Origin of the sequence: Citrobacter sp. Cpo109 (assembly GCF_030332565.1) — a bacterium.
In the GTDB taxonomy this organism is placed as follows: Bacteria; Pseudomonadota; Gammaproteobacteria; order Enterobacterales; family Enterobacteriaceae; genus Citrobacter; species Citrobacter portucalensis.
Genome location: NZ_JAOWHQ010000069.1, coordinates 18,918 through 40,088, shown reverse-complemented (window position 1 = coordinate 40,088; position 21,171 = coordinate 18,918). Strand labels below are relative to the sequence as shown.

The window sequence follows — 21,171 nt, the reverse complement described above, 5'->3', positions numbered from 1 at the left end:
GCCTACAGACTTAACAGCAACGCGGAACAACCAAGGGGTTGGGAAACGTGAAAAGGAGGGATTAACGATTATATTGTGCTAAGAGTGAAGGGATCTCTTCTGCCAGCACCGGGGGAGAAATGAAAAAGCCTTGAATTTTGTCACAACCAATCTGCATCAACCGCTCCAGCTGGGACTGGGTTTCCACCCCTTCGGCAAGAACTTCAATGCCAAAATTATGCGCCAGTGAAATAATACCCTCAACAATCTTTGTTGATCGGGTGTCGGGCTCAATACCGGTGACAAATTCCTTATCAATTTTTAAGGTGTCAAAGGGATATTTCAACAGGTAATTAAGATTAGCATGGCCGGTTCCAAAATCATCAAGTGCAAGCTTGACCCCTATCGCCTTTAATTCCGTCATATTTTTAGCCGCAATCTGGCTGTCACACAGCGGTGACGTTTCCGTGACCTCTATTTGGCATCGATGGACCGGCAATCCGGAAGTGGCAAGATTTTGTCTGACGCGTTGGGGTAACAGAGGATCGCAGAATTCAAGCGCGGAAATATTGACGGATAATACAATGGGGTCAGGCCAGGAAGTTGCAACATCCCACGGCGAGTGAGTAACCATATCTTCAATGGAAATAATATTGCCGCTATCTTCCAGTAAGGTAATAAAAACATCGGGAGAGATCATACCCATCTGAGGACTATTCCAACGCATTAATGCTTCAAATCCGCTTATACGCTGGGCATGCAAATTGAAAATAGGCTGATAAACCATATAAAGTTGACTGGTATTCAAAGCCTTTTCAAGCGCAGTTAGCACCTCATTGGAATTAAACATTCCCCTCTCCCTCTACAAATCATAAAATTAAAAACCAGTCAAAATCACTCCCAAATTGTATCTACTATTAGGTGTATTACATCAGAAAAGAATGGTCAGGTTAGGGTAAAAAAGACATACGATGGGTAAATCTGACAATTAACTTATTTAAATCAGAGGTATTGGTCAGGCCAAGCTTGGCGACGACTCTCATCTTATGTGCCTGAATCGTTTTATAGTTCAGGCTAACTAACTCAGAAATTTCTTTGGCTGTATAACCACTTACCAGTAAGTTCAGGATCTGCTGTTCTCTTTCGGTTAATCTCTTTTGCGAACGATACAGTCGGGGGTTCCATTTCCCGACTGATAATGTTGCCAATTGACCAAAATCACGCAGTGAAGATTTTTCAGTCAAAACTATTGTTTTTTCGACATATAATAACTCTACGCATAATTTCGCCACCAAACTATCAGCAACAATCACCACGACGTTATTATAAAATTTGAATCGGTTTTTATTCAAAAACTGAACAATGTCTGAACACGCTTGTTCATTATCAATGATATTAAAAACCATGGTTTGATGCTGGCATAATGATGACTGATGCAACATATCCTCAAACTGGAATGTTTGTATCGGTACATGTTTGCTGGTCAGGTAGGCAAACATACCATTGCCCACAAAATTATCACTGCCACACATCAACATCCTGTTCACCGTTCCTTATAAGCTTCTAATCTTGTTACTCATTAAAAATTTAATAATGATTTTCTCGACTTCAGTCTCTTCACGACGATTTTTAAAGTCGAACTCACATGAAATCTGATGACAGGAATACAACTGATTATCCTCATCAAATTCATTGATCGGGACGACATCGATCACTTTTAAGTCCAGTTGTAAACTTCCAAAGGTATCGAAATCCAGAGATGCACTTTTAATCACCGCATCTTTATAAAGAAAACGGGCGTTTACATCTTTAACGATTAACGCACAACCACCCTGCGAGATATTTTTAATCTTGAGAGAGTAGTTTTCTCCATTTTTGTAACGACCAAAACAGAAAAAGTCATAACCCTTCAGGAATGAAAAACGCTGATTTTGTCTCTGCTGGGCAAAGAAAATCATATCCGGGATGAAGTAGGATAATCCTGCTTCCGCACCTGCTGACGAGGTTTGTTCGAACCTGGCACTAAATTTTACAATCCCGCTTTCACTGTGCAGGATAAAGTATTGGACCTTTTCAGGAACAATGTCTCCGTGTCCGGAGATGACAAACCGTTCGAAATCAATCTTCTCTAACTGCGTGATAACGCTACTGTCTCCACACAGGATTTCCAGTTTCGTTTTCTTATGAAGCTCTTCACGAAGGATAGCGATGATTTCAAACTTGTCTTCCTTTGCTAAGCCAAAGCTCATTCTAAAACCCTTATTTCCATATTTAAGATATGTCCCGCCTTTGGTTACTCACAAAACGCGAGATCAGCATCCACCCCTGGTGCTTAATTACCATAGTGGATTCCATGTCAAACAGTTGGTTAAAAATTAAGTTTTTAACTATCTTTAGTCAGTTATTGATACGTAAAAACATTTAATCAGGATTAATTCTAGCTCAAGCCAGGCCTAAAACCACGCGAACTTGCGTACTGGCTATAACAAAAGCGAATAACAAAATTTTTAAAATGAGGTTTTGAGATAACAGATAGCAAGAATTGTACAGAAAAAAATAAAGCAATCATGATGGAGGGGCTACGCAACATGCGGGTTGGCGTGCTATCGCGGGGGATAAGAGAAGATGTTTACTGCACTCTATCATTAACTAAAAATATAGCTCTGACTCGTTATGCTTCTAAATTGAATAATTGCAATTTATATATGCTTAATAAATTTACCTTAAGTCAGAAAAAAAGCCAGCATCCTGCTGGCCCGGTAAGTACCGAATCGAACTATAGTGGCTTGCTATCTTACAGAGGGCACAACGTTAAAAATTCAATACCGCTGCTTAATTATTGATCGGGATGAATCTGCGATAATCATCACTGCTCCCGCCAACATTAACGTATCTTTTAACACCAACCGCCCGGCGCCTGACAAGTACGGAAATCCGTGGTGTAAATCACCCAGCGGCATTACCCATGCTTCTGGAGTGGTTATTAAAAATGATAAGGTAACAATTGGTGTGGCAAATGCCAGAACGCCGCCAATTAATCCCAACCAACGGCTAACAGGATTAGCCAGCACCAGCAAAGCGATAAGAACTTCGACTACGCCCAGGCCATTTGAGAACGTATACGTGTTATTCGCCGTCTGCCATTCACGAGCCTGCGGTTTGAATTCACCTTCGTGGGTTAAATGTTGTTTGTATTCTTCTGGATGCTCATAAAAAAATGACATTACCGGACTATTGGCGACAAACGGCGTAATGCTGTCGGCTTCGTAAGGTACAAATTTTAATAAACCAATCCAGATAAAAACAATCGCGATACTCAGGCGAATCAAGGTTAATCCAACCCTATCGCCTTTGCCCAATATACGAAGATACTTTTCCATCCCGGCTCTCCTCACTTGTACAAAATTGCCGTTGCGTGAGTGCTGCTATTAATGCGCATTGAGGTAATTTTCCAGGAAGTCGCATTCTTTTCCTGCGCCAGTTTCGCAATGGCATCTTCCACCACGGAAGGAGAGCCAGACACGGCTGATACGCTAATGTGGGCAACCTCTGTTTGCGCTAACGCGGAAAATGTCACCGGAGCAGTCAGTAACGCAGTCATTAGTAACGTAGTTTTAAGCATGTTCATTTCTATTTCCATTAACGAGTTATTTCAGTGGGAATATAATAAGACATGCCACCTTATTTTATTTCATCCGTAACGCCAGAATAACTGTCAATTAGTATCAGGAATATAAAAAACAAATAAAAAAAGCCCCACACGGGTGGGGCAAATATGCAGACTACGCTATTATTATTTTATGAGAGAAAAGAGATCGTTTAATGATTCGCTCATACTTGGATGGGTAAATATTTGGTCACGCAATGTGGTATAAGGTAACCCTGCATCCATAACCGTCTTGATGATATTAATCATTTCATGAGAATCCACACACAACAGCGATACGCCTAATATTTGTTTCGTTTCACTATCCACCACCGCTTTAAGAACACCACGCGTATCATTCATCACCCGCGCTCGCGGGATAGCCGCTACCGGCAACGTCACGACTTGAACCGCCGCACCGCTGGCGCGAGCCTGTTCTTCAGTCATTCCGACGCGGGAAAGCGGCGGCGTCATAAAGACGGAATACGGTACGTTTTGACGATCGCCCGTGTTACGTAACCCCTCGCCTAGCAGGTTGTCACGCACAATACGGAAGTCATCCAGCGAGATATAGGTAAATTGTAATCCACCAGTGACATCGCCCATTGCCCAAATGTTATCTGCCGATGTACGCAAATATTTATTCACAACAATGGCACCACGATCGTTTACATCCACACCCGCTTTCTGCAATTGCAGGTTTTCTGTCGCCGGTTTGCGACCTGATGCTACCAACAGCGCATCCACCGTCTGGGCCCCCTCCGGCATGTGCAGCTGTACTGCACCATCATGAGAGGAGACCGACTGCACGTTGGCATTGAGGATCAGCTCGACGCCTTTGTCGCGTAAAATGTTGGCGATAGCGTCAGCAATATCCCGGTCTTCACGAGGCAAAAACTGCGGAGCTGCTTCATAAATAGTGACTTTGCTACCAAAGTTGGCAAACATTGATGCGAATTCAACGCCGATATACCCACCGCCCAAAATGCCCAGACGCTCTGGACGTTGCGTCAAATTCAACAGCCCGGTGCTGTCAAATACGCCAGGTGTCGTGGTTAAACCCTCAACGTTTGGAATCGTTGACTGGGCGCCAGTATTAATAAAGATTTTCTCGCCGCTCAGCTCAATCTCGCCTGTTGACTGCACGACTCGCACAGTATGGTTATCAACGAATTCAGCACGACCTTCAATCACATCCACGTTTTCCAGATCGGCAAGATTATGGAAATTTTTATCGCGCAGAAAACTGACAACAGAGGCCTTGCGTTGCATTGCTTCGGTAAAGTCATGCTGAAGTTCAGCATCATGTACCAGGGTTTTGGTTGGGATACAGCCGATGTTGATGCATGTCCCGCCATACATGGTGTTTGACTGTTCAATAATCGCTACCCGCCAACCCGTTTTGGCCAGTGTTGCCGCCAGCGTTTTACCCGCTTTGCCAAATCCAATAATAATCGCCTGATACTGATTCATGCTGTCTCTCCGCCAAGTCACTGTTCGTTTGATGAACTGAAATATATCTCTAACTCTGCCTGAACAATGTATCCACAACTCGCCGATAACTGTCAGATCGTCTAAAATAGCCTTAAAGATGACTAACATTTCGAGAATGAATCATTACACTAACACTTTGAAGGTATTAATATAATAATGAAATAAAGAGATAATAGCGTTTCAATAAACGACAACAAAAAAATGTTCAGGAGTCTCCATGGATGCCCTTAGCCGATTACTGATGCTTAACGACCCACAAGGCTCAATTGACCAAAACTGCCTACTGAGCAGGGACTGGCAACTGCCGCACGCAGCAGGTGAATTGTCCATTATCCGCTGGCATACGGTCACACAAGGTGCAGCCCAACTGGACATGCCCGATGGGACATCTTTTACTCTGCGGCCCGGTACTATCGTGATCCTGCCGCAAAACTCCGCACATCGGCTCTGCCAGTCTGGCGATGAACAAACACACATTGTTTGTGGCAGCCTTCGATTGCACGCTTCCTCACGCTATTTTTTAACTGCGTTACCGGAAGTATTGGTTCTGGCACCTGATGAAAATAGCCCTGTCAGCCATTGGCTCAAGGCCATGATTGCTTTGATGCAACAGGAATCCATGAGTACTCTGCCAGGTTCCAGTGTAGTCTGCAGTCAACAATGCGCCACACTGTTCGCCTTAGCCGTTCGCGAATGGTTAACCAAGGCGACCCCCGTTCAAAACGTGTTGAATCTACTGCTTCATCCCAAACTAGGGGCTGTCGTCTTCATGATGCTGGAGTCCCCGGCATTTGCCTGGACCGTCGAAGAACTGGCGAAACGTGCGCATATGTCGCGGGCCAGCTTCGCGCAGCTATTTCGTGAAGTCTCAAACTCCACGCCGCTCGCAGTATTAACCACTTTACGCCTGCAATTCGCTGCCCAGATGCTGTCACGTGGGTCGCAGCCATTGGTTGTGGTGGCCGAGTCGGTGGGCTACGCCAGCGAATCGTCATTCCATAAAGTCTTTTTACGAGAATTTGGCTGTACGCCGGGCGAGTACCGCAAACGCGTGAAGGCACTGGAGGTATAACGCAGCGCCTGCTTCGGCGACCAAACCGACGCAGGCGAGCGTTTCAAAGCATTACTTTTGGCTACGGTGTCTGTGCAGCCACATCAGCTTATACGCAGCCGGAATAATGAATAGCGACAGCAATGGCGCGGTAATCATGCCGCCAATCATCGGCGCGGCGATGCGGCTCATGACTTCTGAGCCTGCTCCCGTCCCCCACAAGATAGGTAACAGACCCGCGATAATCACCGCCACGGTCATCGCTTTTGGCCGCACGCGCAGCACGGCACCGTGATATAACGCTTCATCCAGCTTATCCGCCGTAAAGGTTTGCGGATTTTCCAGCGCGGGTTCGGCTTCAATAGCGTGGCGCAAGTACATCAGCATCACCACGCCAAACTCCGCAGCAACACCTGCCAGGGCGATAAATCCGGTCCCTGTTGCGACCGACATATGGAAACCCATCCAGTAAAGGAACCAGATGCCGCCCACCAGCGCAAAAGGCACACTGGTGATAATCAGCAGCGCTTCGCCAAAGCGACGGAAGGCCAGATAAAGCAAGACGAAGATAATCATCAGCGTCATTGGCACCATCAACTTGAGCTTATGGCTGGCGCGCTCAAGCAGCTCGAATTGCCCCGAAAACGCCACGCTGGTCCCCGGCTTTAACTGGACCTTTTCAGCAATAGCCTTTTTCAGATCGTTCACCACTGAGACCATGTCACGATCTCGGGCGTCGATGTAAATCCAACTGGTTGGTCGCGCATCTTCGGTTTTCAGCATCGAAGGCCCCGAAACCACCGTCACATCGGCGACATCCGCCAGCGTAATTTGCTGTTTCATGGGCGTCAGAATCGGCAGATTACGCAATGCTTCCGGGCTATCACGATAGCTCTGCGCATAGCGCAGGTTGATAGGATAGCGTGCAATCCCTTCCACCGTTTCGCCCACCATTGCCCCTCCTACCGCTGAAGTGACAAACAGCTGCACAGCACCTACAGTCATGCCGTACCGGGCCGCTTTTTCACGATTGATATCTACGTTGAGATAGCGTCCGCCCACCAGACGCTCGGCCAGCGCCGAAGAGACACCCGGCACGGTTCTGGCCACCTCTTCAATTTGCTCCGCCGTGGCGTCGATATCTGCCAGAACATTACCCGACACCTTAATGCCAATTGGGCTTTTGATCCCCGTAGAGAGCATGTCGATACGGTTACGAATCGGCGGAACCCACAGATTCGCCAGCCCCGGCAAGCGTACGGTTTTGTCCAGCTCGGCGATGATTTTGTCCATCGTCATCCCCGGACGCCACTGGTCCTGCGGCTTCAGTTGGATCGTCGTTTCAACCATTTCCAGCGGCGCGGAGTCTGTTGCGGTTTCTGCCTTACCGGTTTTACCAAACACGCGCGCCACTTCAGGAACGGTCATGATCAGCTTGTCGGTTTTTTGCAGCATGTCCGCTGCCTGCGCCGCTGAGATCCCCGGCAATGTCGAAGGCATATACAGCAGGTCGCCTTCGTTAATCTGCGGCAGGAATTCACCACCGACTTTATTCAGCGGGTAGATAACCGTCAGTATTGAAAGCACCGCCACCAGAATAGTGGTCTTGGGCCAGTGCAACACCTTCAGCAACAGCGGATGGTAAATACGGATCAGGAAACGGTTAAGCGGGTTGCTGCTTTCTGCCGGTATTTTTCCGCGGATCCAGAATCCCATCAGGATCGGAATAACCACAATGGCCAGAAACGCCGCGCCTGCCATGGCATACGTTTTGGTGAACGCCAGCGGGCCAAACAGTCGCCCTTCTTGCCCCTCAAGCGTGAAAATGGGGATAAACGACAACGTGATGATCAACAGGCTGATAAACAATGCCGGGCCGACTTCTACCGAGGCGTCAGTAATGACCTTCCAGCGCGTTGCGTTATCCAGCTTTTCATTCGGATGCTGATGCCCCCACTCTTCCAGCCGCTTATGGGCGTTTTCAATCATCACGATTGCGGCATCAACCATCGCCCCGACGGCAATGGCAATTCCCCCTAGCGACATGATGTTGGCGTTCAACCCCTGGAAATGCATCACGATAAACGCGATACACAGCCCCAGCGGCAGGGAAATAATCGCCACCAGCGCCGAACGCAGATGCCACAGGAACAACGCACACACCAGCGCCACGACGATAAACTCTTCCAGCAGCTTGTAGCTGAGGTTATCAATGGCGCGATCGATGAGCTGACTGCGATCGTATGTTGTAACTACCTCTACGCCTTCCGGCAGGCTGCTTTTCAGCGTATCGAGCTTGGCTTTAACGGCAGAGATCACCTCACGCGCATTTTTACCGGAACGCAGGATAACCACCCCGCCCGCGACTTCGCCTTCGCCATTCAGTTCGGCGATCCCACGGCGCATTTCCGGCCCAATCTGTACGCGCGCCACATCGCGCAGGTAAACAGGTACACCGTCGGCCCCTGTTTTCAGGACGATGTTATTAAAATCATCGAGCGTTTGCAGATATCCACTGGCGCGGACCATATATTCCGCTTCAGCCATCTCAACAGATGAGCCGCCCGCTTCCTGATTCGACGTATCCAGCGCCGATTTCACGTCCGCCAGGCTGATGCCATATTGCGTCAGCTTCATCGGATCGATAACGACCTGATACTGTTTAACCACGCCGCCTACCGAAGCTACTTCCGCCACGTTAGGAATCGTTTTTAACTCATACTTTAAAAACCAGTCCTGAAGAGAGCGTAATTCCGCCAGATCATGTTTCCCACTGCGATCCACCAGCGCGTACTCAAATATCCAGCCGACGCCCGTGGCGTCCGGTCCCATTTCCGCGCTAACGCCAGCCGGTAATTTTCCCTGAACCTGGTTGAGATACTCCAGTACGCGCGAGCGCGCCCAGTAAGGATCGGTACCATCTTCGAAAATGACGTACACGTAGGAATCACCAAACTGCGAGAAACCGCGCACGGTTTTCGCGCCGGGTACCGACAGCATGGTGGTGGTCAGCGGGTAGGTCACCTGATTTTCAACAATTTGCGGCGCCTGCCCCGGATAGCTGGTTTTGACGATCACCTGAACATCAGAGAGATCGGGCAGCGCATCAACCGGCGTATTGATGATGGTCCAGGTTCCCCAGACGCTAAGAAACAGCGCCCCCATCATCACCAGAAAACGGTTTGCCACCGAACGACGGATAATCCATTCAATCATTTATCATGTCCTCAGTGTGAATGGGTCGCCTGGGCTGGCATGGCGGCTGCGTCTTGCGCCTTACTGTTCTGGGCGCGCATACGGTCCAGTGCGCCAGAGATATTCGCTTCAGAATCAATCAGGAACAGGCCACTGGACACCACTTTTTCGCCTTCGGTCAGGCCGGAGCGGATAGCCGTCAGCCCCTGAGATTCATGGAATACCGCAACCTGTTTCGGCACAAATCGGCCTTCGTTATCAACGGTGATTACCCGCTGCTCGGTACCCGTATCAATCAGCGCTTTAGACGGGATCAGCAGCATTGGCTCGCTTTGTGTTTTCAGTTGCAGGTAAGCATTCATCCCGGGCTTGAGCGCCTCGTCGGGGTTATCGACCTGTAAACGGAGCTGGAGCGTACGCGTGGTAGCATCAACGCTTGGTAAGATACTCCACTTGCTGATGGTGAAAGGCTTATCCGGCCAGGCGGGCACGGTGATGGTAAATTGCGAAGCATCTTTAATCAGCCAGGCGATAGATTCCGGGACCGACGCGCTAACCCATACCGGGTCCATACCCTGAATTTTCGCGACCACATTGTCTTTGGAAATGTTCATACCGGTACGCAAATCGAATGCGGTGATCACCCCATCGATAGGCGCTTTCAGGGTAAAGCGAGTCTGAATTTTACGCGTCGATTTTAAGCGCTGAATATCCGCTTCAGGCATTCCAGCCAGACGTAATCTCTCCAGAATCCCTTCCACCTGCGTCGCGCTACCTCCCGTTTCCCGCAGCAATAAATATTCACTCTGCGCCTCAACCCAATCAGGAATAGTCAGGTCGATCAGCGGCGAACCCTGCTTAATTTTGTCCCCCACTGTCAGCGGGTAAACCTTCTCGATAAAGCCCGCAGAACGTGCCTGAACAATAACAAACTGGTATTCGTTATAACTAACGTTGGCCGGGAAAGTTTGCGCGTAGTGCAGTGGTCCACGACGCACTGGCTCTGTTTTCAGTCCCAGGTTCTGGGTCTGTGTAGGATCGATGCGCACGCCTGGTGATGACGCGTTCGCGGTCTCTTCATCGGCATATTTCGGGATCAGATCCATATCCATAAACGGCGATTTACCCGGTTTATCGAAGCGCGTGTTCGGATACATGGGGTCATACCAGAACAACACTTTTCTGGCTTCTTTTTGCTGAACTGGCCCGGCTACAGACGATATTTTTGCCGATGAATAATAAGTATAAACACCGACAGAAATAATCCCGCCGGCAATCATGCTACCGAGAATAAGCGCGGTATTTTTAATATTTAAAGACGCCATAGTGATTTCCATTGCGCGATAGTCTCGCCCGCGTTCGCAAAAACCCGGGCAAGAATAAAAGAGACCAGCGAGAACGTTATTTACTGATGTGAATATCGCGTAACACAGAGAGATTTCCCTGCTGAACAAACGTAAACGCGACCTTATCACCAGGCTTAATATCATCAGCCTTCGTATCAGCAACCAGCGTAAAGCGCATCGTCATGGCCGGCCAGTTCACCGCTGGAATAGGGTCATGTTTGATCGTGATTTTTTTACTCTCCATATCAACAGCTTCAATCACCCCAGTAGCACTAATGAGTTGTTCCTGTTGAGCCGCTGGCTGCATATTCATCATCTCGCCATGCTGATTTTCATTGGCCTGGGCGTTAAACATAACCATAGAGAAAAGGCTAAACAGCACGGCTTTGGCGGTAGTATTCATACATCATGCTCCTGAAAAGTTAATATTAAGGATTACTCCACCCAACCGCCGCCTAAGGCAGCAAACAGCTTAATTTCATTAACCTGTTGGGCGTAATTAAGATCGAGCAGCGATTGCCGCGTAGCGAATAAAGAACGTTCTGCATCTAATACTTCGATATAGCTAACTGCACCATTCTGATAAAGCGCTCTGGCGCGCTGTAGTGTGATTTGCAATGAATCCAGGTAACGCTGCTGCCCGCTAATTTGATCGGCAATGCTTTGGCGCAACACCAGTGCATCCGCCACTTCTTTAAACGCGTTCTGAATTTTTTGTTCGTAATTCACTACTGACTGTTGCTGGCGAATTTCTGCCAGGTCGAGATTGGACTGATTACGTCCGGCGTTGAAGATTGGAAGCTCTATTTTGGGGACAAAATTCCACATGCCACTGGAGGCATTAAATAAATTGGAAAGATCGCTACTGCTACTGGACACGGAACTGGTCAACGTTATCGACGGAAAAAATGCCGCCCGCGCAGCACCGATATTGGCATTTGCCGCCAATAATCCGTGCTCAGCTTCCATAATATCCGGGCGCTGCAACAGTATTTGCGATGAAAGTGATGGCGGCAGCGTTACCGGTTTAAGATCCCCACGGCTGCGCGCCTGGTCATCGGGTAATTTCCCGTATGTACCCAGCAACAGTTGCAGCGCGTTATTGGCCTGTGCCAACTCACCTTTACGCTTGGCAATTTCGCTACGCGTACTTTCAATCACACCGCGCGCTTGTTCCAACGCCAGTACGTTGGTGCTACCGGTTATCAGTTGCTTCTCTACAAAAGCGTAAGAGCGCTGATAGTTTTGCAGCGTTTCTTCGGCAACTTGCAACTGCGCGTAAGCCAAGCGCTGGTTGAAATAACTTTGCGACACGTTGGAAATTAATAAGATATGCACCGCCCGACGCGCCTCTTCGCTGGCGAAGAAGTTCTGCCGTTCGGCTTCACTCATATTTTTAAGTCGCCCAAAGAAATCCAGGTCGAAACTAAGATTGAGTCCAGCTTCGAATTCACGATCGGTGCTGCTATCACCTTTTAATTTACCGCTGTAGGTACCGCTGGAGCCTGCCGTGATTTGCGGATAACGGTCAGCGTCCGTGACGCCATACTGCGCTCGCGCTTCCTGAACCTTCAGCGTCGCCATGCGTAAATCGCGGTTATTGATCAGCGCCTCACCAATCAACGCCTTCACCTGGTCGTCAACAAAAAAGGTTCGCCACCCCGTGTCCTGGTATTCGCCAGGAGCCGACACCAGGGAATTCTGGCTTAAAGAAAATTGCTGTGGCACCGGCAAAGCCGGGCGCTGATAGTCCGGCGCCAATGAACAACCAGCGAGCACGAATATAGCGCTGAGAGTAAGAAGCTTAAATTTGCTCATAGTTCTTCTCGTCCTGACCGGACTGATGTCCCTAAAATAAGTAGGAATTTATAGTCTTGTACTTTAACGAAGTGACTCTGTTTAACCGGTGACAGGAAAATGACAAAACTGTCATTTTCCTAATAACAGATTGCTATCCGATCCCGCTTCCCTAGAATTGAAAGTCCGCACAACCAGTGCGAGAAGGAGAATGCGATGAAGGTTTTGATAGTCGAAGATGAGAAAAAAACCGGTGAATACCTGACAAAAGGCCTGACGGAAGCGGGTTTTGTCGTGGATTTAGCGGATAACGGCCTGAACGGGTATCACCTGGCGATGACCGGCGATTACGACCTGCTCATACTCGACATCATGCTGCCGGATGTAAACGGCTGGGATATCGTGCGGATGCTGCGTTCCGCCAACAAAGGAATGCCCATTCTTCTCCTCACCGCACTGGGTACCATTGAGCATCGGGTTAAAGGTCTGGAATTGGGTGCTGATGATTACCTGGTTAAACCGTTTGCCTTCGCCGAACTGCTGGCACGGGTCAGAACGCTGCTGCGCCGGGGCGCTGCGGTGATTGTCGAAAGCCAATTTCAGGTCGCGGATTTAATGGTCGATCTGGTCAGCAGGAAAGTCACCCGCAGCGGTACGCGCATCACCCTGACCAGCAAAGAGTTTACGCTGCTTGAGTTTTTCCTGCGCCATCAGGGGGAAGTTTTACCCCGCTCACTGATCGCCTCCCAGGTCTGGGATATGAATTTTGACAGCGATACTAATGCCATCGACGTCGCCGTTAAGCGTCTGCGCGCCAAAATTGATAACGATTTTGAGCCGAAACTGATTCAGACCGTGCGCGGTGTGGGATATATGCTTGAGGTTCCTGATGACCAGTAAACGATGGCGGCGCCCTTTTTCACTGGCGACACGACTGACCTTTTTTATCAGCCTGGCGACAATTGCTTCATTTTTCGCCTTTGCATGGATAATGATCCACTCCGTGAAAGTCCACTTCGCCGAGCAGGACATCAACGATTTACAAGAGATTAGCGCCACGCTGGAGAGGATTATTAACCAACCCAACGAGCCAGAATCACGCCGCCTGGAAACGCTAAAAAATGTGGTGGCGGGTTATTCGAACGTCATTATTTCTCTGGAAGATAGCAACCAGAAGGCCATTTTCCATTCGCCCAATGCGCCGGATCTTCGGCAGTTTATCGCCAGTGCAAGGCCCGATAAAAATGCTCATGCCAGCGATGTTTTTATTATCTCAGGCCCCACACTGCAAACCTCCAAACATATCCACGGACAGAAAACATCGTCTAACTGGCGAATGATTCGCCTGCCGGTAGGACAACTTGCCGATGGAAAACCAGCGTATACGCTGTATCTGGCATTATCGATCGACTTTCATCTGCACTATATTAACGATCTGAAAAACAAGCTGATTATGACAGCATCGCTGATTAGCATGATGATTGTTTTTATCGTGTTGTTCGCCGTATACAAAGGTCATGAACCGATTCGTAACGTCAGTCGTCGCATCCAAAATATCACCTCGAAAGATCTCGATGTACGCCTCGATCCGCAAGCTGTTCCTATTGAACTGGAACAGCTGGTGAGTTCGTTTAATCACATGATCGAACGCATCGAGGACGTATTTAAACGCCAGTCGAACTTCTCGGCAGATATTGCCCATGAGATCCGCACGCCAATAACTAACCTCGTCACTCAAACGGAGATTGCGCTCAGCCAGACCCGCAGCCAAAAAGAGCTGGAAGATGTGCTGTATTCTAATCTCGAAGAGTTTGGCCGTATGTCGAAGATGGTGAGTGATATGCTGTTTCTGGCGCAGGCGGATAACAATCAGCTGATCCCAGAAAAAAAAGCGCTCAATCTGGCTGATGAGGTCGGTAAAGTGTTCGACTTTTTCGAAGCCTGGGCTGAAGAGCGTGAGGTTGGTTTACGGTTTGAAGGACGCGCATGCTGGGTTTCAGGCGACCCATTAATGTTACGCCGGGCAATGAGTAATCTGCTGTCAAATGCCATGCGCTATACGCCAAAAGGCGAGTCGGTAACCGTACGGGTGAAAGAGGCGGATGGCCAGGTGCAGATAGTCGTTGAGAATCCCGGAAACCCCATTCCCCCGCAACATCTTCCGCGACTCTTTGACCGCTTTTATCGAGTGGACCCTTCACGACAGCGTAAGGGCGAAGGCAGCGGCATTGGTCTGGCGATTGTGAAATCAATTGTGACTGCCCATCAAGGAAAAGTCTCGGTGACTTCCGACACTCATGCCACTCGCTTTATTCTGACGCTGCCCAAGCACGCGATGTAATTTATGGAGATGACGCTTATACCCGTCATCACCTGTTGTCTGACACAACCGTCATAATCCTGTCACGCCACTGACAGCCCCTATTAATTATACTTTCTTCCGTAAACCCAAACAGGAGAAATATGATGAATAAGATGTCCTCTTTTTTAGCTATCGCGTTTTTTATTTCAGCTGGCGTTAATGCGGCAGAAACACCCAAAATGCATCAGCAGGCCGTAATGGCTCATGAAATGATGAATAACAGCGATGCCCCTGCACATCAACAAATGGCACAAGCACATGCCGCGCAAGCAAATAATTCATCGTCAACATCAACCAATGCGAAATCATTTTCACAAATGAATGAACATGAAAAAGCGATGGTTGTTCACCAATCGGTAAACAACGGCCATTCATTTGCTCATGAGGTACAGGCCGAGCAGCACCGCGCGCAGATCTCCACTCAGGGGTAAAGACGAACTATATTGACAACGACATCCATAAATACGCGAAGTTTGAATATTGTGGACTACTCTCCCCACGCGGGCCTGTTTATATACAAGCCCGCGTCCCACTTCATCGTTAATGTCAATATTAATAATTCATTAAATCCTTCTTCTAAAAGTAAATACATCTTAGCTCTCTACCCGGATTGTATAAAATAAGTAAATAAACAGCTTATTATGTTGCGTATTACAGCATTGATCACCCCACCCTAATTATAAATTAGGATTCCCCCTGGTATGCTTCATTAATATTTAATGGGAGACTGCCGTCGTCGTAAACATGACAATCCAAAAGTTCGCATTCCTATAAATAAATTTAATGATGATAGTGAGTAAAAAAATGAATAAACGTCTGTTAACCCTCCTGGTCCTTGGTCTGACAACTGCCACAACAGCATGTGCAATTACCCCGGCAATGCAGAAAAAGTATGAACGTTCAGGTTGTACGCAGATGAGTGAACTCAATGGCTGCGATGTGAATAAATCCTATCAGTGGAACCGCGATCATGGCTTTATTGAGAACAGCAACGGCCAGCAGAATCGTCATCATCATGGTGAAAAACAGCAAAATACCGCAGACCGGGATAACCACGATAATGCCGGTATTGATGGCAAATTCAGCGGAAATTACGTAGCCAAATTTGCCAATGGTCAACGCAGCGTTGATATTCACGTCGAAGATTCCGGCGTTTACGTCAATGGTAATGAAGTGCGTGACGTAAATACCTATAAGGATACGATGACCTTCCGTGTCGGCTATGCCACTTACACGATTAAAACAAATGGTCACGGTAGCTGGAATGACAGCGATGCAGGAAACGCTGGCAAAATTGTGCGTGAATAACAGATACCGCTAAAGAGCGCTGCGATCACAGCGCTCTCAAAAGCGATGCATTACAGTATGCCGTTTTAATACTGGAGTCAGACATGGCTTTGACCCTCACGGTGCTGCTTGAAAACCGACATGCTGCTGGCGCTGGAAAAACATTACTGGCCAAGCCTGGATTAAGTCTGTTAGTTCAGGATGAAACAACCACAATATTGTTTGATACCGGGCCGGATGGCAGCTTCATGCATAACGCTACGCAAATGGGCGTAGACCTGACCCAATTAACCGCCGTAGTACTTTCGCACGGTCATTATGATCACTGCGGCGGCGTGCCGTGGCTTGCGGATAACAGCCGTATCATTTGCCATCCTCAACTGGCCTGCGAGCGTTACGCATCGATAACGGTTGCGGGAACACCACGAAAAATTAAAAAACTCTCGCGTGATAACAACTACTCTCGATTCATCATGGAATACACCCGCGAGCCGCTGGCTATCAGCGATCGCTTTTTGTGGTCCGGAGAAATTAGCGTCCGCACACCACAGTCCTATGGCGTGATTAGCGAGAAAACACTCCAGCCAGATTACATCAGTGACGAAGGTGTATTGATCTATAAATCTGCACGCGGGTTAGTCATCATTACTGGTTGCGGGCATCGGGGAATAGAGAACATCGTACGCCATTGCCAGAAAATCACCGGGGTTAACAAAATTTATGCCCTCGTCGGTGGGTTTCATTTACGTGCAGCCTCCCCCGCTAAGCTATGGCGGACCCGACAATTTATTCAGCAACAACACCCCGAAAAACTGCTCGGCTGTCATTGTACCGGTTCGTGGGGGCGATTGTGGCTACCGCGAACTGACGCCCCGGCAACGGGAGATGTGATAGTGCTGGCTGAGTAACAACAGTAAAACGTTGCCCAAACAGCATAAAAAAACGGGAGCCTTACGGCCCCCGTTTATCAGTCATCATTACATGGTGACAATTGCTGGTTCATCAAAGACGGTGAGTTTTGGCGCTTCACCGGTGTATTTTTCTGCGTATACCAGGCTGGTATTCCCGGCACAACCATTCGCCAGTCTTGAAGTCGGGATATCCGCCGTCAGCACGTTCGCGCCGCCATTTTTACAGATACCGTTTTCAATATCCGGCCATGCACCTTCATGAATACAGATGATGCCCGGTTTGATGCCGTCGCTGACATGCGCCCCAACCAGAACCTGTCCGCGAGCATTCCATACGCGGACCAGATCGCCCTCGGCAATCCCTCTGGCTTTTGCGTCATCCGGATGAATCGTCACCGGTTCACGATTGGCAATCGCGTATTCTTTACGCAGCGACGCGTAGTTCAGCTGGCTATGCAGACGATGTGCCGGGTGCGCCGTCAGTAGCTGCAGCTGATCTTTATCCGCAGTTCCTTTCCATTCATCCGGTTCAATCCAGGACGCATGCGGCGGACAGTCTTTATACTGATAGCCTTCAATCGTTTTCGAGTAGATTTCTATCTTGCCGCTCGGCGTTCCAAGTGCGTTCATCACCGGATCGCTGCGGAAATCCGCGTAGCGCACATATTTGTTATTCTTTTCATTCTCACGCATTTCGATCAGTTTATTCTGCTGCCAGAACGCGTTGAACTGAGGCATGGCGACACGCTGGGCGCGGGCGGCTTTTTGCGCGACGTCATAGAACTGCTTCAGCCACGCCATTTCGTCTTTGCCTTCGGTGTAGACAGCTTTCCCCCCCGGCTTGAGCATCTCAGCCAGATCGGCAAAGACGTCAAAATCACTACGCGCTTCAAACTGCGGCTCAATGACCTGCTTCATCGGTACCAGATGCTGGTTACTGTAATCACCGGTCATGGTCAGATCGTTACGCTCAAACGAGGTGGTGATTGGCAGAACGATATCGGCGTGTTTGGCCGCAGCGGTCCAGTAGCATTCAGAGATGACAACCAGTTCAGGCTTCTGCCAGGCTTTGATTAAGCGGTTGGTATCCTGATGATGGGTAAAGTTAGCGCCGCCCGCCCACCAGATCATTTTGATATCCGGGAAGGTTTGCTCTTTACCGTTATGTTGATATTTGCCGCCTGGGTTTTCCAGCGCCTCGACAATTCGCGCTACCGGCAGGCTGGTCACCGCATCGGAAACCGCCCAGTCATTACCTGCCGATGACCCACCCTCAATTTTGGCGGAGATCGCCGGTAAGACCCCACCGGTGCGCGTTGGGTTACCGCCGTTGGAATAGTGATAAGAGAACCCGAAGCCGCCGCCTTCGGTACCAATTTGCCCCAGCATCGCCGCCAGAGTCACCAGCATCCAGTGTTTTTGCTCACCGTATTGCTGGCGCTGAATCCCCCAACCTGCCATGAGCATGGTTTTGTTGCTGGAGAAAATTTCCGCCAGCTTTTCCAGTTGCTCAGCAGGCACGCCACACACGCCAGATGCCCACTCGGCGGTTTTCTCTACTTTATCGCTCTTGCCGAGCAGGTACTCTTCAAACTGCGGATATCCGGTAGTGTATTTTTCCAGGAAGGCTTTGTCGTGAAGGTTTTTCTTCACCAGCGTATGGGCTATCCCTAACATCATTGCCACATCGGTCCCCATATGTGGCGCAATCCAGGTCGCGTTATCACCAAAGAACTCGATAGTTTCAGAACGCATCGGATCGATGGCGATGACGCTTTTCCCTGATTTCTTCAGCAGATTAAAGTATTCAATCCCTTGTTCATCCGTGCTGCTCCAGGCAATCTTAAGGGTGTTGAGCGGATTCATCCCCCACAGCACCACGACCTGACTGTGCTCAAGCACCATCGGCCAGGTGGTTTGCTGCTCATAAACCTCAACCGATCCCACAACGTATGGCATGATCACCTGCGCGGCACCGGTTGAATAATCTCCGGTATGCCCAGCGTAGCCACCGGCCATGCTCATATAGCGTTGCAGTAAGGTTTGCGCCTTATGCAGAACGCCGCTGGATCGCCAGCCATAAGAACCGGCAAATATCGAAGCGGGACCATAGCTGCTGCGGATCCGGCTGTGCTGTTCATGAATGAGCTTCAGCGCTTGCTCCCAGCTAACCCGCACGAAAGGATCGTTACCGCGTTTGCCATCCGCTTTACCCGGGTTTTCCAGATAGCTTTTGCGCACCATCGGATACTTAACGCGGATATTGGTATGAACCTGATCTGGCGCGGTTTGCTGTAATGAGTTCGGCACCGTTTTCGGCAACGCACCTTTTGAGGAAACCACTTTTCCGTCTTTTACTTCCACGTATACCGCACCCCAACGTGCTGCCGTCAGGATTGCCCCGCCATTCTGGCCTTCGGCCCAGGCTGGCATTGGGATCACCGAAGAAATCGCCATTGTCCCGGTTGCCGCGCCAGCCGTCTTAATAAAGTCACGTCTTGTGAGTTTCATGATTTCTCCTGATTGATCGCTTATTTATTCATGTCTTTAGCGTTGTACTGGAAGTAACGGCTCAGGATATCCAGTTCGGTTTCACTGATATTGGTGCGAGCCCCCATCCCTTTGGCTACTGAAGGCCAGGCGTTGAGCGTGAAGTGATTCGCCGGAATTGGCGCATGACAGCCCGCGCAGTAAACATTGTCGAGTTTGCGCGCGTAATCCCACATAGGTTCACGGCTGGCGAGTGCGGAACCGCTCCATTCGCCCTGCAGCACGACATCTCGCCACGCATTGCCGTAGTCATCTTTTTTCCAGTCGGAGAGGATCTTCAGCGACTGTTGACCTTTTTCACTCAGGCTGGCAAGAATCAAACGCTGCCCTGCTGCGTAGTAAATAACCTGTTCACTTCCTTGCATCTGGCTACCGCGAATCTCGACCAGTCGCGCGTTGTCCGTTGTTTTCAGGACCTGCATTTTAGTTGCCGGGTAAACAGTTCCCAGATCGCCCAACGCGGTGTTGCTCACAGCATAAAGTTCAGTTGCTGAAGCTGGGGTGGAGGCTGACTGCGCTTCAAGCCCTTTAAGCGCACTGTCATCCATTTTTATTTCAGGTGGGAAATGGGCGACGCCTTTATGGCAATCAATACAGGTTTGCTTTTCCGCGATGCCCATTTTGTGCATCTTCTGAGCATCCGCGCTTTGTGCGGCAAGATCCATGGCGTCCATACTGTGGCAGCTACGGCAGGTCGCAGAATCATTAGCCTTGAGCTGTGCCCAAACGGTTTGCGCCATCTCCAGACGGTGTTCTTCAAATTTTTCCGGGGTATCGATTTTTTTGGTTATGAACTGATGATAAACATCTTTTGAGGCCCGCAGCTTAGCCACCAGAAAATCCAAACCGCCCTCCGGGATATGACAGTCCGCGCACTCTGCGCGAATGCCTTTCTGATTCTGGAAGTGAACCGAGCCTGTATATTCTTCGTAGGGCGCCTGCATCGTATGGCAAGACAAACAGAATTCTGTACTCGAGGTTTTATGTAATGTCCATTGCCCCGCCAAAACAATAACTGCACCAAGAACAATGCACAGCAGCATCGTCCATAGGATAGTTTTATTTATTTTTCTCATCTTTTATTTCCATCAGATGAATACCCTTTTAGAGGTAGACAATAAATATCCTAAAGCAGCTATTTATTGATATTCATCAAGCAAAGAGAGAAATAAGAATCAGCCAACGGGTAAGTTTGAAGGGGCTCGCATAATTAGTGAGAATGAAATGTAAATATCAAATTTCGTTTAAAATTAGAGTTTTATTCTACATGCAAGGTTTGATTATCCATTAACCACACAAACTTCAGAATAAAAATTTTATAAACAGTAAAAGTCGCTGAAATTAATCACATGCCAATACTCGTTATATAATTAAATATACAATGAAAGCATGTAAAAAAGAACCCTTTTCTATTTTGCGATTACACGTATTAATGAAGATACCTATCTTACTGTTTCGCTCACATATACATTACGGCCAGCCATACGACACACACATTTCATTGACGCGCACTGATGCACACATCCTTGATCTGGTCACTTATTATACAGAAA

Annotated in this window: 18 protein-coding genes; 6 read left to right on the top strand and 12 right to left on the bottom strand. The window is 48.7% G+C overall.

Annotated elements, in window-relative coordinates; all coding sequences use genetic code 11:
• Nucleotides 1-61 precede the first annotated feature (61 nt).
• From OGY71_RS18185 to rclA, 6 genes are all read right to left on the bottom strand, one after another.
• Nucleotides 62-829, bottom strand: a complete 768-nt coding sequence (locus tag OGY71_RS18185) for a putative bifunctional diguanylate cyclase/phosphodiesterase (protein WP_003831149.1) — start codon at nucleotides 827-829, stop codon at nucleotides 62-64.
• A gap of 100 nt (nucleotides 830-929) precedes the next feature.
• Nucleotides 930-1,511, bottom strand: coding sequence for a helix-turn-helix transcriptional regulator (locus OGY71_RS18180; RefSeq protein ID WP_185879271.1), 582 nt, complete (start codon nucleotides 1,509-1,511; stop codon nucleotides 930-932).
• A 21-nt stretch (nucleotides 1,512-1,532) separates the two neighbouring features.
• Entirely contained in the window at nucleotides 1,533-2,228 is a 696-nt protein-coding gene (locus OGY71_RS18175) for a flagellar brake protein (RefSeq protein WP_003831147.1), read from the bottom strand.
• A gap of 570 nt (nucleotides 2,229-2,798) precedes the next feature.
• Entirely contained in the window at nucleotides 2,799-3,359 is a 561-nt protein-coding gene (gene rclC / locus OGY71_RS18170; RefSeq protein ID WP_008784029.1) for a reactive chlorine resistance membrane protein RclC, read from the bottom strand.
• 11 nt (nucleotides 3,360-3,370) lie between these two features.
• A complete protein-coding gene (gene rclB / locus OGY71_RS18165) occupies nucleotides 3,371-3,601 on the bottom strand; it encodes a reactive chlorine resistance periplasmic protein RclB (protein WP_286613612.1) in 231 nt (76 codons plus the stop codon).
• Nucleotides 3,602-3,772: 171 nt separating this feature from the next.
• The gene (gene rclA / locus OGY71_RS18160; RefSeq protein WP_003831143.1) at nucleotides 3,773-5,098 is read right to left on the bottom strand and encodes a reactive chlorine resistance oxidoreductase RclA; all 1,326 of its coding nucleotides are present in this window, start codon (nucleotides 5,096-5,098) and stop codon (nucleotides 3,773-3,775) included.
• 238 nt (nucleotides 5,099-5,336) lie between these two features.
• Here rclA and rclR point away from each other — a divergent pair, with 238 nt between their 5' ends.
• Complete coding sequence (rclR, locus tag OGY71_RS18155) at nucleotides 5,337-6,191, top strand: reactive chlorine-specific transcriptional regulator RclR (protein ID WP_048214745.1); 855 nt, start codon at nucleotides 5,337-5,339, stop codon at nucleotides 6,189-6,191.
• Nucleotides 6,192-6,242: 51 nt separating this feature from the next.
• Here the strand turns inward: rclR and OGY71_RS18150 are convergent, their stop codons facing one another.
• The 4 genes from OGY71_RS18150 to OGY71_RS18135 form a co-directional block, all read right to left on the bottom strand.
• Nucleotides 6,243-9,386, bottom strand: coding sequence for a CusA/CzcA family heavy metal efflux RND transporter (locus tag OGY71_RS18150; RefSeq protein ID WP_267440904.1), 3,144 nt, complete (start codon nucleotides 9,384-9,386; stop codon nucleotides 6,243-6,245).
• Between the two features lie 11 nt (nucleotides 9,387-9,397).
• Nucleotides 9,398-10,690: an efflux RND transporter periplasmic adaptor subunit gene (locus OGY71_RS18145; protein ID WP_197385156.1), complete on the bottom strand. Its 1,293-nt coding sequence runs from the start codon at nucleotides 10,688-10,690 to the stop codon at nucleotides 9,398-9,400.
• A 76-nt stretch (nucleotides 10,691-10,766) separates the two neighbouring features.
• Nucleotides 10,767-11,114: a cation efflux system protein CusF gene (cusF, locus tag OGY71_RS18140; protein WP_003831139.1), complete on the bottom strand. Its 348-nt coding sequence runs from the start codon at nucleotides 11,112-11,114 to the stop codon at nucleotides 10,767-10,769.
• A 32-nt stretch (nucleotides 11,115-11,146) separates the two neighbouring features.
• Nucleotides 11,147-12,529 carry an efflux transporter outer membrane subunit gene (locus tag OGY71_RS18135; RefSeq protein WP_126955885.1) on the bottom strand — a complete coding sequence of 461 codons (1,383 nt, stop codon included), beginning with the start codon at nucleotides 12,527-12,529 and terminating at the stop codon, nucleotides 11,147-11,149.
• Between the two features lie 195 nt (nucleotides 12,530-12,724).
• Between OGY71_RS18135 and cusR the strand changes: the two genes are divergently transcribed.
• The 5 genes from cusR to OGY71_RS18110 all read left to right on the top strand — a co-directional run bounded on the left by cusR (nucleotide 12,725) and on the right by OGY71_RS18110 (nucleotide 17,065).
• Nucleotides 12,725-13,408, top strand: coding sequence for a copper response regulator transcription factor CusR (cusR, locus tag OGY71_RS18130; RefSeq protein WP_003831137.1), 684 nt, complete (start codon nucleotides 12,725-12,727; stop codon nucleotides 13,406-13,408).
• Nucleotides 13,398-14,849: a Cu(+)/Ag(+) sensor histidine kinase gene (locus tag OGY71_RS18125; RefSeq protein WP_286613524.1), complete on the top strand. Its 1,452-nt coding sequence runs from the start codon at nucleotides 13,398-13,400 to the stop codon at nucleotides 14,847-14,849. Before cusR ends, OGY71_RS18125 begins: the two co-directional genes overlap by 11 nt.
• 125 nt (nucleotides 14,850-14,974) lie before the next feature.
• Nucleotides 14,975-15,301, top strand: a complete 327-nt coding sequence (locus tag OGY71_RS18120) for a PcoE/SilE family metal-binding protein (RefSeq protein ID WP_003831135.1) — start codon at nucleotides 14,975-14,977, stop codon at nucleotides 15,299-15,301.
• A 373-nt stretch (nucleotides 15,302-15,674) separates the two neighbouring features.
• The gene (locus OGY71_RS18115; protein WP_003831134.1) at nucleotides 15,675-16,178 is read left to right on the top strand and encodes a hypothetical protein; all 504 of its coding nucleotides are present in this window, start codon (nucleotides 15,675-15,677) and stop codon (nucleotides 16,176-16,178) included.
• A gap of 83 nt (nucleotides 16,179-16,261) precedes the next feature.
• The gene (locus OGY71_RS18110) at nucleotides 16,262-17,065 is read left to right on the top strand and encodes an MBL fold metallo-hydrolase (protein ID WP_003831133.1); all 804 of its coding nucleotides are present in this window, start codon (nucleotides 16,262-16,264) and stop codon (nucleotides 17,063-17,065) included.
• Between the two features lie 69 nt (nucleotides 17,066-17,134).
• Here OGY71_RS18110 and OGY71_RS18105 read toward each other — a convergent pair whose 3' ends face one another.
• Both OGY71_RS18105 and OGY71_RS18100 read right to left on the bottom strand, forming a co-directional pair.
• Nucleotides 17,135-19,579: a trimethylamine-N-oxide reductase 2 gene (locus OGY71_RS18105; protein WP_191235682.1), complete on the bottom strand. Its 2,445-nt coding sequence runs from the start codon at nucleotides 19,577-19,579 to the stop codon at nucleotides 17,135-17,137.
• A gap of 20 nt (nucleotides 19,580-19,599) precedes the next feature.
• The gene (locus tag OGY71_RS18100; RefSeq protein WP_048235934.1) at nucleotides 19,600-20,694 is read right to left on the bottom strand and encodes a NapC/NirT family cytochrome c; all 1,095 of its coding nucleotides are present in this window, start codon (nucleotides 20,692-20,694) and stop codon (nucleotides 19,600-19,602) included.
• Nucleotides 20,695-21,171 lie beyond the last annotated feature (477 nt).